The following is an 11,830-nucleotide window of genomic DNA, read 5'->3' as shown; positions in this document are numbered from 1 at the left end:
TTTATTTCTTAATCAACACTTCGTCAATCATACCATATTCTTTTGCTTCCTGGGCAGTCATCCAGTAATCACGGTCCGAATCGGCCCATACCTTGTCAAAAGAAGTACCCGAATGATCGGCAATAATGGTATAAAGTTCTTTCTTCAATTTTTGTATCTCGCGGGCAGTGATTTCAATATCCGAGGCTTGTCCCTGCGCGCCACCCATCGGCTGATGAATCATCACACGTGAGTGAGGCAGCGCCGAACGTTTGCCTTTGGCACCGGCCACCAACAGTACGGAAGCCATAGAAGCTGCCATACCGGTACAGATTGTAGCCACATCACTCGAAATGAACTGCATCGTATCATAAATACCCAGTCCGGCATAAACCGATCCGCCCGGAGAGTTGATATAGATTGAGATATCTTTACCCGGATCTACCGAATCAAGATACAGCAACTGTGCTTGCAGCGTATTGGCTGTATAGTCGTCAATCTGTGTACCGAGGAAGATAATACGGTCCATCATCAGGCGTGAGAACACGTCGAGCTGAGTGACATTCAGTTGTCTTTCTTCCAAAATATAGGGATTCAAATACCCGGCTTGCGATTTAATCACATCGTCCAGCACCATTGCATTCATACCTAAATGCTTGGTTGCGTATTTTCTAAAATCATCCATTGTTTTACGTTCCTTTCTATTATTAATAATGTAACTGCAAAGAAACAAAAAAGAACACAGAGACACAAAAAAACACAGAGTTATAATTCTATAAAAACTCTGTGTTTCTGTGACTTTATGTCCTGTTCAAAAGAAGAGCTTATTCAAACATCTTATTGAATTCTTCCATTGAAACGGTTTTGTTCTCCAATGTAACCTTGCCTTTCAGTGCAGCGGCCAATTTGGTTTCTACTACGCGGTTCACCAAACCGTCGATGCTTTCTTTCTTTTTCAGCATCTCTTTTGCGTAGTTTTCGAGGATATCATCGGGTATAGTCAGCATACCGTACTGGGCAAACTGAGCTTTGGTAGCTTCTTTCGCCATGTTGATCACGTCGTCCTGCTCTACCTTGATATCGTTTTCTTTCACCAACTGTTCCTTGATCAAGTGCCATGTCAGCTCTTCGATGCTCTTATCGTAGTTTTCGTTTACGAATTCTTCGCCTTTATCTTTGTTGTTCATCAACATGACACGCTTCAGCAGCGCATCGGGGAATTCCAGTTTGCCTACTTTATCGGTCAATACCTTGCGAACGTCGATCAGGAATTTATAGTCGCTGTCGGCAACAAACTGAGCTGCGATGCTTTCTTTTACTTTAGCACGGAATTCTTCTTCTGTCTTCACTGCGTCTTTGCCGAATACCTGATCGAAGAGTTCCTGATTCAGTTCACCGTTTACGAAACGGGTAACTTCTTCTACCTGGAAGCTGAAGTTGGATTTTACTTCGGCAGCAGCTTCTTTGTCAATCTTCAGCAGTGATGCGATTTCAACAGCATTGCCTTCGTAAGCAGCATCCGGATTGAATACCAATACGTCGTTTACTTTAGCGTTTGCGAAGATAGCCTTCTGCTCGTCGTTCTTCATGTACGAAGGCATCATTACAGCACCTTCTACCTGAATACCGCCTTCTTTCGTGTTGCCTTCTTCATCAAGTTCGGCCAACAGACCTTTCAGCATATCGTTTTCTTCGTATGCCTCTACCTGTTCGTATTTTCCGTTACGTTGAGTATAAGCTTTAATCTGGTTTTCTACCATTTCGTCAGTTACCTCGATTGTATAGTAGTCTACCTTGTCCTGGCTGCTAACCTCAGCTTTGAACTCCGGAGCTAAAGCGATATCGAATACAAATTCAAATTCTTCCATTGTATCGAAATCGATATCCGGCTGCTTTTCTTCGTTAGGCATCGGTTCGCCAAGGATGTTTACGTTATTCTCCTTAATGTATTCGTATACTTTCTCAGAAAGCAATTTGTTCACCTCGTCGGCAATGACTGACTTACCATACATCTTCTTCACCAAGCTCATAGGAACCATGCCCGGACGGAATCCCGGAACCTGAGCTTTCTGACGGATGTTCTTCAACGATTTGTCTACCTGAGGCTGGTAGTCAGCTTTTTCAAGCTTCACGGTAAGCAATGCGCTTACTTTGTCAATGTTTTGTAATGAAACGTTCATTCTGACAATTATTTATTTGATTTATACTTTATTCTATACTCAAACGAGGGTGCAAAATTAGTGCTAATCTTTCAAATTTCAAAAAACATTGCAGAATTATTTCATTTGCAGAGAATCACTATCCCGAGCGAAAGCAGCCGGACATACGGCAGAAAAGACATTAATACGTTTCCCCAAGAACCCGTTTTACTTTTTATTAACCAAAAAAGAAGAAAACAAACAGACAGATTCAGACGGAAAGGCCCGGAATAAAGATCGGCAAAACAGTGAAGTTCAACACGACCGGACGCGGATAAGGAGGTCAGAGACCGGATCATTGTTTATGGAGCGCTGCCGTAAATATCAATTATAGCAACAATCGGAGATTATACTGACAAAAGGAGCAAAAATCCCTCTTTTCGCTGACTCAGCTTTTCGTTTTTCTGCTCCATCCGGAGGAAATAGAACTCAGGAAAGTCACTTTTTGCCTTCCAAAGCCTAACTTTTCGATGAACAAAACCTGCGTTTCACTGAAAAGCAAGCTTCTTTTAGAGAAAAAGACGGGTACATTTGCCCCGAAAGACGTTAGCATTTTCAGGAAACGCTTACTTCTTTTCCGGATTTCTTTAAATGTTTTCCCCGATTACATATATTGTTCCGGCAAACGAAGCCTCCGGTCTCTTTTTCCACTCTGGTTGCTCTCCGCAAAATGACAAGACCGGACTATCGTAAGAGCAAGCATTTGACACCAAAAAGTACATAATGGATCAAGAAGACATGTTTCTCTTTCAGTCTGCCCCGAAACCGACCATCCGGCAAGCAAAAAGATAATAGCGAAACCATCAGGAAGACGTTTTTTCTGACTTTGACGAATTGTCCTCCGAAATAAACAAATATGAGAGAATACGATTGTCATTTTGACAAAATGCTATCAAACTTCCGACACCTTCACCCTAACGCCGGAAAGTCTGTATCTTCTTTACAACTTATGTTTTCCGATTTCATCCCCCAATAGCTCCAATCCGTTAAAATTCATAGGTTTCGTATACAAAAAAAGAGAAAAAGTTATTGCAATTCCGGATTTTATGCGTTTCTTTGCTGCGGAAAGATGATCGATTAGTTTCTCGATTTCAATTACAAGGTTTTTACTCCCGGCGCAACGACGCTTTTGTAAACTCTCTGTTTCTTTAATCCTTTTATTATTAAATCATCTTCCGGAGAGTTTTATTTCATTTATTTCATTTTTTATCATTTTCACTATGAACATTTATGTTGGAAACCTTAGCTACCGTGTTAAGGAAGCAGATCTGCAACAAGTTATGGAAGACTACGGAACAGTAACTTCTTGTAAAGTAATCATGGATCGCGAAACAGGCAAATCAAAAGGTTTCGGTTTCGTAGAAATCGCTGACGATGCAGCCGGCGCAAAGGCTATCGCCGAATTGAACGGAGCTGAATACGAAGGTCGTACCATGGTGGTTAAAGAAGCCAGACCAAGAGAGTAACGACAGAAAAACGAAATTAAAAAGAAACCTTTTACCCAAAGAGCCGGTAAAAGGTTTTTTTATGTATCCTATGTCCGGTGACTATTCTCCGGCAGAACGGAAAACGGAAACGCTTGATTAATCTTTCAGTTGGAAGTCTTTGCGACGCAACACGAAACTGTTACTCAGGTATTTCTCACGCACAATTTTATTTTCTGCCAACTCCTCGGGAGTGCCTTGGAACAGAATCTTTCCTTCGAACAGCAGATAGGCGCGATCGGTAATACTCAACGTTTCCTGCACATTATGGTCCGTTATCAGGATACCTATATTCTTATCCTTCAATTTCCAGACAATCTGCTGAATATCTTCTACGGCAATCGGGTCTACACCGGCAAACGGTTCATCGAGCATGATGAATTTGGGGTCGATAGCCAGGCAACGTGCTATCTCCGTACGGCGACGCTCGCCACCGGACAACTGGGTACCCTTGTTCTTACGCACTTTCTGTAAACGGAACTCGGCTATCAGACTCTCAAGCTTATCTTTCTGATAATCGAGAGGCTTATTAGTCATTTCAAGCACGGAAGCAATGTTGTCCTCCACTGTCATCTGCCGGAAAACCGAAGCTTCCTGGGCCAAATATCCGATACCGGTCTGGGCACGTTTATAAACAGGATATTTTGTTATTTCAAGATCATCCAGGAAAATACGGCCTTCATTCGGGGTAATCAATCCTACGGTCATATAGAACGAAGTAGTTTTCCCGGCACCGTTCGGCCCGAGCAAACCAACAATCTCGCCCTGCTTCACATTGATGGAAACATGGCTCACCACCGTACGCTTACCGTACTTTTTCACCAAGTCTTCAGTACGAAGCACCATCTTGCTTTCTTCCATATCCTTTGTTATTTTGCGGCAAATGTAGCAAAAATAAGCCGAAAAAACGTACATTTGCAAACAAATATACGAGTTATGATTAAAGCATTAAGAACCGTCGGCAGATACATCATGCTTATGGGGCGGACTTTTTCACGTCCCGAGCGTATGCGTATGTTCTTCCGGCAATATATCAAAGAGATAGAGCAACTGGGAGTAAACTCTATCGGCATCGTGCTGTTGATTTCATTCTTCATCGGAGCGGTGATCACCATCCAGATAAAATTAAACATCGAAAGCCCATGGATGCCCCGCTGGACGGTGGGATATGTCACCCGGGAGATTCTTCTGCTTGAATTCTCCTCCTCCATCATGTGTCTGATCCTGGCCGGTAAAGTAGGATCGAACATAGCTTCCGAACTGGGCACCATGCGCGTGACACAGCAGATTGATGCACTCGAAATCATGGGAGTCAACTCCGCCAACTATCTGATATTACCCAAAATTACGGCAATGGTCACCATGATTCCTATTTTAGTGACTTTCAGTATCTTTGCAGGTATCATCGGAGCATTCGCCACCTGCTGGTTCGGTGGCATCATGACGGCTACCGACCTTGAGTACGGACTTCAGTACATGTTTGTGGAATGGTTTGTGTGGTGCGGCATCATCAAATCCCTGTTTTTTGCCTTTATCATTGCCAGCGTCTCCTCTTTCTTCGGCTATACCGTAGAAGGCGGTTCGATAGAAGTGGGAAAGGCATCTACCGATTCGGTGGTTTCCAGCAGCGTACTGATTTTGTTTGCCGACCTGGTATTAACTAAACTTTTAATGGGATGATCGAAGTAAAAGGACTCTATAAATCATTCGAAGGCAAAACGGTATTGCATAATATCGATGCCACTTTCGAAAATGGAAAAACCAGCCTGATTATTGGACAGAGCGGTTCGGGAAAGACTGTACTGATGAAATGTATCGTCGGATTGCTGACACCGGAAAAAGGAGAAGTGCTCTATGACGGACGCAATTTCCTGGCTATGGGGAAAAAAGAAAAGAAACACCTGCGACGCGAGATGGGAATGATTTTTCAAAGCGCGGCGTTGTTCGACTCCATGTCTGTTTTGGATAATGTTATGTTTCCGCTCAACATGTTCGGCACCGACACCCTGCGCGAACAAACCAAACGGGCTATGTTCTGCCTCGACCGCGTCAACCTCACGGAAGCTAAAGATAAATTTCCCGGCGAAATCAGTGGAGGTATGCAGAAGCGTGTAGCCATTGCACGGGCCATTGCACTGAACCCGCAGTATCTCTTTTGCGATGAACCGAACTCCGGACTCGACCCTAAAACTTCTTTAGTGATAGACGACCTGATTCATGACATCACACAGGAATACAACATGACTACCATCATCAACACCCACGACATGAACTCGGTAATGGGAATCGGTGAAAAGATTATCTATATTTATCAGGGCACTAAAGAATGGGAAGGTACAAAAAATGACATTTTCACATCCACTAATGAACAGTTGAACAACTTCATTTTCGCCTCCGACCTGCTGCGTAAAGTAAAGGATGTGGAAATCCAAAATCTCGAAGGCTGATCTTCTCAACCTATTAAAATAGAAGGGCTCATGAATCATCGCAATTCATGAGCCCACTTTTTGTTATAAAAAAACCAGTTAATAGAATCGACATATATCATCACGACATATTGACTGTCCTAAAGTTCTCAATAAAACTTAAAAAGAGAATAATTCCAATTACACTTCAAAGATAGCAAAAAAAATGCAGCAAAACATCACCGAAAACCGTGACAAATCAAAATAAATAGAATTATTCGAGTTCTATCCATCCTTTTGCCATAGCTTTCACTACCATATCAATGGCATTCTTTGCACAAAATTTCTGAATCAGTCTCTTACGAAAAGTTTCGACAGTATTTTCCGAGATCTTTAATTCTGTAGCTACTTCATGCGTATTACACCCCCTTGCGACAGCTTTCAGTACATCGAGCTCTCGCTTTGTAGGTATATCTTTCGAGTGAATTTGTGCAGGACTCAGACTTAGCTTTTGGCGAATGGATTGAAACCGCGGACAAGTATAGGAGTTTCCTTCAAGCACGCTTTTCACGGCATTTTCAAACTCTACGGCTTCGGATGATTTAAGGATCACAGCATTCACTTTCTGGCGAATCAAACGATTGATAATCCAGATTTCCTCATGCATTGTACTAATAATAATACGTGCACTTTCGTTAATTTCACGAATCATAGCAACCAAATCGAATCCTGATATATCAGGAAGATTCACATCCAATACATAGATGTCATAATCTCGCTCTCCAATCAGTTCGGCAGCTTTTGTCCCCGAAGTCACCGCATCGGCAACTCTCACATCAGGAACCGACTCTAACATACGCCGCATTCCTTCAAGAACCAGGGCATGATCGTCAACCAATAGTATTTCTGCCTTTACTTCCATGTAGCTTTCGTCTGTATTTATTGTTTGTTTCTTTTTGATCTGTACAAATATAAATAAAAAGCATTAGATAAGAAACAAAAAGAATCAATTATTTCAGTAGTTATAGGCAAAAAGAAAGCCGGAAGCATGATTATCCGGCTTTTATATTCATATATCAATAAGATTCGACGCGAAAATCACTTTTGTCTGATATAAATATTGATGGGGGTTCCGCTCAGATCCCACTTCTCACGCATCTTGTTCTCCAGAAATCTTCTATAAGGTTCCTTTACATACTGTGGAAGATTGGCAAAGAAAACGAACGAGGGCACTTGTGTGTTAGGCAACTGAGTGACATATTTAATTTTAATATATTTTCCCTTAGTCGCAGGTGGCGGATAAGCTTCGATCAACGGAAGCATCTCCTCATTCAAGCGGGCTGTAGGGATTTTAATCATACGATTCTCATAAACCTTACGTGCTTCTTCAAGCACCTTGAGGATTCTCTGCTTTGTCAATGCCGACGCAAATACTATAGGAAAATCAACAAAAGGAGCAAAACGCGAACGAATAGCTTCTTCAAAAGTCTTCATTACTTTATCAGTCTTATTTTCTACAAGATCCCATTTGTTGACGACTACCACCAATCCTTTCGAGTTTTTCTGAATCAACGAAAAGATATTCAAGTCTTGACTTTCTATACCACGGGTCGCATCCACCATCAAAATACATACATCAGCTCCCTCGATAGCACGAATGGAACGGACCACAGAGTAATATTCCAGGTCCTCGTTCACTTTATTCTTTTTACGAATACCGGCTGTATCTACCAGGTAGAAATCGAAACCGAATTTATTGTAACGAGTATAAATTGAGTCACGGGTTGTTCCGGCTATTTCCGTAACAATATTACGCTCTTCACCGATAAAAGCATTCACGATAGATGACTTTCCGGCATTGGGACGTCCTACCACTGCAAAACGTGGGATATCTTCATCCAGAATTTCATCAGATTCTTTCTTGAATTTACTAACAATCAAATCCATCAGATCACCCGTACCACTACCACTAATTGCAGAAATACAATACGGATCGCCCAGTCCTAACCGATAAAACTCAGGAGCATTGTATCGTAGCTCATGGTTATCAGTCTTATTGGCTACCATAATAACCGGACTCTTGGCCCGGCGCAATATAGCGGCTACCTGCATATCCAAATCTGTCACTCCGTTTGTCACATCCACTACAAACAGAATTACGTCCGCCTCGTCCACTGCCATCAACACCTGTTTGCGTATTTCCTCTTCGAATATATCGTCAGAGTTCACTACCCATCCACCGGTATCAACAACAGAAAACTCCCGTCCTAACCATTCGGATTTACCATACTGCCTATCACGGGTAGTACCCGCTTCATCGTTCACAATTGCCTGACGGGTCTTCGTCAAACGATTAAATAAGGTAGACTTGCCCACATTGGGTCGTCCTACGATTGCAACTAAATTTCCCATAGTTTACACACTTTATTTTTGCGACTATCACAGTCGTATGAATTTTCTTTTTTTAATCTAACTGATAGCCAAAATTCCGCAACTCCTTATCTGAACTGCGCCAATCTTTGTCTACTTTCACATACGTTTCCAGGAAAACAGTTTTTCCGAAAAAACGTTCCAGATCGCGTCGCGCCTCAGTAGCCACCTTCTTCAGGGCCTTACCCTGTTTTCCGATAATAATGCCTTTCTGAGAATCACGTTCTACATAAATCACAGCATGAATATGTATCTTCTTTGCATCTTCCTTAAATTCCTCCACTACTACTTCTACCGAATAGGGAATCTCCTTATCATAATACAACAAGATCTTTTCACGGATTATCTCGTTGACAAAAAAACGGGCCGGCTTATCAGTCCATTGATCCTTATCAAAATAAGGGGGGGAGTCAGGCAAGAGGTCTTTAATCCGCTTCATCACATAGTCTACATTAAACTTCGTAGCTGCCGAAATCGGAATAATTTCAGCTTGCGGAAGCAACTCTTTCCACTCTTCTACCAGTTTCACAAGCTTTTCCTGGTCAGTCAGGTCTATTTTATTAATCAACAACAAAATAGGTGCTGACTGCTGACGTACTTTCTGAATAAATTCGTTATTCTTATCAAGAGTTTCAATCACGTCTGTCACATAAAGCAAGACATCTGCATCAGCCAATGCTGAAGTAGAGAAGTTCAGCATAGATTCCTGTAACTTATAATTAGGTTTCAATACTCCCGGAGTATCCGAAAAAACAATCTGCATATCATCCGTATTATAGATACCCATAATCCGGTGACGAGTAGTCTGCGCCTTAAACGTAGCAATCGAGATACGTTCGCCTACCAACACATTCATCAGTGTCGATTTACCCACATTGGGATTTCCTACTATATTTACAAAACCAGCTTTATGCATCGTCTTCCATTTATTGATTGAGACAAAAAAACGCATCGAATCGAAATAAGATGCGTTTTATGTGATTTATATTAGCAACTGTCGTCACTATTCTTTTTTCCCGTCGTAACCCCATTTCACATACACGGCTCCCCAGGTAAATCCTGCACCAAACGCAGTGAAAATGATGTTATCGCCTTTCTTAAGTTTCTCTTCAAAATCCCAGATACACAAAGGCAGAGTACCTGCACTCGTGTTGCCGTAATGCTGAATATCTACCAGAACCTTCTCCATCGGAACTTCCATGCGATGAGCTACCGCTTCGATGATGCGCATATTGGCTTGATGGGGAACAATCCAGTCGATGTTATCTTTCGTCAGACCATTTTTTTCTGCTATAGCTGCACTCACATCAGACATGTTTGAAACAGCATATTTAAATACTGTTCTACCTTCTTGGTGAATGTAATGCATCTTATTGTCAACAGTGAAATAGGAAGGAGGACAAACCGAACCGCCCGCTTTCATGTGGAGGAAAGGCAATCCCTTACCATCAGTTCTCAATATAGCATCCATGATTCCCAGATCTTCTGTAGTCGGTTCAACCATAAAAGCTGCCGCTCCATCGCCAAAGATGGGACATGTTGCGCGCTCTGTGTAATCTACCATTGATGACATCTTATCTGCACCAACAATGATTATCTTTTTATATCGTCCCGAACGGATAAAGTTAGCGGCTGTTTCCATCAAAAACAAAAATCCGCTACAAGCGGCTTGCAGATCGAAAGCGAAAGCATTTTTCAGTCCGAGTTTATCACAAAGAATAGAAGCTGTTGAGGGGAAATGATAGTCAGGAGTAGTAGTTGCAACGATAACTAAATCAATATCATCAGGATTCGAACCCGTTTTTTTCATCAACTGTTTAGCCGCCTTGCGGGCCATGTACGAAGTACCTAATCCTTCTTCGTTTAGTATTCGTCTTTCTTTTACTCCAATACGAGTCATAATCCACTCGTCATTGGTATCCACCATCTTAGATATCTCGTCATTTGTCAAGACATAATCAGGTACATATCCTCCGACTCCTGTGATTACTGCATTTATTTTTTCCATCAATTCTGTTTTAATTTAGCAATACATCTAATACTTAAAGCAGCCGGAGAGCAATGCCCTCTGGCTGTTTGATAAGTATAAGCTTATTCAGACTGCATTATACAGCAGCTTCTTTTTCAATTGCCAGCTTACCTCTATAGTATCCGCAAGCGCCGCATACTGTGTGGTAAACATGCCATTCACCGCAGTTCGGGCAAATAGCCAATGTAGGAGCTACTGCTTTATCATGAGTTCTTCTCTTTGCAGTTCTTGTTTTTGATTGTCTTCTCTTAGGATGTGCCATTTTCTTTTAAACTTTAATTATTATCTAATATTTTTTTTAATTCATTCCAGCGCGGATCAATCTGTTCCTCCGCTTCATCTTCCACAACGATATCCTCACCAGCGCCAAAAGATTCTTCAGCATCGTCACCACCACTTGTTCTCAGGTGTTTATTCAACTTACTGGTCACAGCTTTATTACACTTGCCCGGGGCATGTACATGCTTCATCGGGATAGCCAAAGCTATAAACTCATACATAAACCAAGCTACATTGATCTCCCCTTCTTCTTCAGGAATCACAATCAGGTTATCTCCCTCTTCAGCATATTCATGGCCAAATTTTACCATCAACTTATCAGAAGAAGTAACCGGTTGTTCCATTTCATCCAGACAACGGTCACATGGTACCCATACGATACCTTCAGTCTGAAAACTCAACTCAAAAGCACGAGAGGTCTTTTTAACGGTCAACTCTACATTGACTTTACCTTTCTGAACTTCAGGACCATCAATATGAGCGAAAAAAAGATTGTCAAGTAGAAACTCATATTTGCATGAGTCTGCTTGCATTCCTTTCAAATCAATTTTGTATTTATCAAACTTTCCCAAAGCTTCTCTTTTTTAATCGTTGCAAAGGTACAAAAAAAGCCCAAACGTTATGTACTACTTAACTAATTTTCATCTGAATCTTAAGTAAGTAGACATAATTCGGGCGACAAAGATACGAATAATAATCCTCATAACATACAAATTATCAGTAAATATTCATATTTTAAATAGTATTTTATTTATAATCCGCTTTCTCCTCTTCCAGAACCAGTCAAGAAACAAAAGAGGTTACCAAAACCTCTTTCATACGTTCTTCCACTCCTTCTTTTCCTACGTCTAAAACAAGTCATCCCCTCGTGTCTTTCGACCCAAGGGGATGAACTCTCTAAAAACGGCGACTACCTACTCTCCCACTGTTACGCAGTACCATCGGCGTGATCAGGCTTAACTTCTCTGTTCGGAATGGGAAGAGGTGGAACCCTGATGCTATAGTCACCTGAATAAGGCAGACATA

General features: G+C 41.6%; 12 protein-coding genes and 1 rRNA gene. 3 read left to right on the top strand and 10 right to left on the bottom strand.

Features of this window, described 5'->3' with window-relative positions; genetic code table 11:
* Nucleotide 1: 1 nt before the first annotated feature.
* Together clpP and tig are read right to left on the bottom strand one after the other, a co-directional pair.
* Nucleotides 2-664 (bottom strand): ATP-dependent Clp endopeptidase proteolytic subunit ClpP, encoded by a 663-nt coding sequence (gene clpP, locus FDF36_RS18520; protein ID WP_005782306.1) that lies wholly within the window; start codon nt 662-664, stop codon nt 2-4.
* Between the two features lie 139 nt (nt 665-803).
* Nucleotides 804-2,159: a trigger factor gene (gene tig, locus FDF36_RS18515; protein WP_220392331.1), complete on the bottom strand. Its 1,356-nt coding sequence runs from the start codon at nt 2,157-2,159 to the stop codon at nt 804-806.
* 1,238 nt (nt 2,160-3,397) lie between these two features.
* On the opposite strand from tig, the gene FDF36_RS18510 reads away from it, so the two are divergent.
* Nucleotides 3,398-3,643 carry an RNA recognition motif domain-containing protein gene (locus FDF36_RS18510; protein WP_005791868.1) on the top strand — a complete coding sequence of 82 codons (246 nt, stop codon included), beginning with the start codon at nt 3,398-3,400 and terminating at the stop codon, nt 3,641-3,643.
* A 117-nt stretch (nt 3,644-3,760) separates the two neighbouring features.
* Here the strand turns inward: FDF36_RS18510 and lptB are convergent, their stop codons facing one another.
* Nucleotides 3,761-4,522, bottom strand: a complete 762-nt coding sequence (lptB, locus tag FDF36_RS18505; protein WP_005782293.1) for an LPS export ABC transporter ATP-binding protein — start codon at nt 4,520-4,522, stop codon at nt 3,761-3,763.
* 75 nt (nt 4,523-4,597) lie between these two features.
* Here lptB and FDF36_RS18500 point away from each other — a divergent pair, with 75 nt between their 5' ends.
* Both FDF36_RS18500 and FDF36_RS18495 read left to right on the top strand, forming a co-directional pair.
* Nucleotides 4,598-5,341, top strand: a complete 744-nt coding sequence (locus FDF36_RS18500; protein ID WP_005791870.1) for an MlaE family ABC transporter permease — start codon at nt 4,598-4,600, stop codon at nt 5,339-5,341.
* Nucleotides 5,338-6,108: an ABC transporter ATP-binding protein gene (locus FDF36_RS18495; protein ID WP_220392330.1), complete on the top strand. Its 771-nt coding sequence runs from the start codon at nt 5,338-5,340 to the stop codon at nt 6,106-6,108. Before FDF36_RS18500 ends, FDF36_RS18495 begins: the two co-directional genes overlap by 4 nt.
* Nucleotides 6,109-6,340: 232 nt before the next feature.
* Here FDF36_RS18495 and FDF36_RS18490 read toward each other — a convergent pair whose 3' ends face one another.
* From FDF36_RS18490 to rrf, 7 genes are all read right to left on the bottom strand, one after another.
* Nucleotides 6,341-6,988 (bottom strand): response regulator, encoded by a 648-nt coding sequence (locus FDF36_RS18490; protein WP_220392329.1) that lies wholly within the window; start codon nt 6,986-6,988, stop codon nt 6,341-6,343.
* A 176-nt stretch (nt 6,989-7,164) separates the two neighbouring features.
* Nucleotides 7,165-8,478, bottom strand: coding sequence for a ribosome biogenesis GTPase Der (der, locus tag FDF36_RS18485; protein WP_005782289.1), 1,314 nt, complete (start codon nt 8,476-8,478; stop codon nt 7,165-7,167).
* A gap of 52 nt (nt 8,479-8,530) precedes the next feature.
* Nucleotides 8,531-9,412 (bottom strand): GTPase Era, encoded by an 882-nt coding sequence (gene era, locus FDF36_RS18480; protein WP_220392328.1) that lies wholly within the window; start codon nt 9,410-9,412, stop codon nt 8,531-8,533.
* Between the two features lie 87 nt (nt 9,413-9,499).
* On the bottom strand, nt 9,500-10,504 hold the full coding sequence (locus FDF36_RS18475; protein WP_005791878.1) for a beta-ketoacyl-ACP synthase III: 1,005 nt from the start codon (nt 10,502-10,504) through the stop codon (nt 9,500-9,502).
* Nucleotides 10,505-10,601: 97 nt separating this feature from the next.
* Complete coding sequence (gene rpmF, locus FDF36_RS18470; RefSeq protein ID WP_002562387.1) at nt 10,602-10,787, bottom strand: 50S ribosomal protein L32; 186 nt, start codon at nt 10,785-10,787, stop codon at nt 10,602-10,604.
* Between the two features lie 13 nt (nt 10,788-10,800).
* On the bottom strand, nt 10,801-11,376 hold the full coding sequence (locus tag FDF36_RS18465; RefSeq protein ID WP_220392327.1) for a YceD family protein: 576 nt from the start codon (nt 11,374-11,376) through the stop codon (nt 10,801-10,803).
* Nucleotides 11,377-11,705: 329 nt separating this feature from the next.
* A 5S ribosomal RNA gene (rrf, locus tag FDF36_RS18460) occupies nt 11,706-11,816 on the bottom strand.
* Between the last annotated feature and the right edge of the window lie 14 nt (nt 11,817-11,830).

The sequence above is a fragment of the Bacteroides fragilis genome, assembly GCF_019583405.1.
GTDB lineage: Bacteria > Bacteroidota > Bacteroidia > Bacteroidales > Bacteroidaceae > Bacteroides > Bacteroides fragilis_B.
This window is presented reverse-complemented; position numbering and strand designations above follow the sequence as displayed.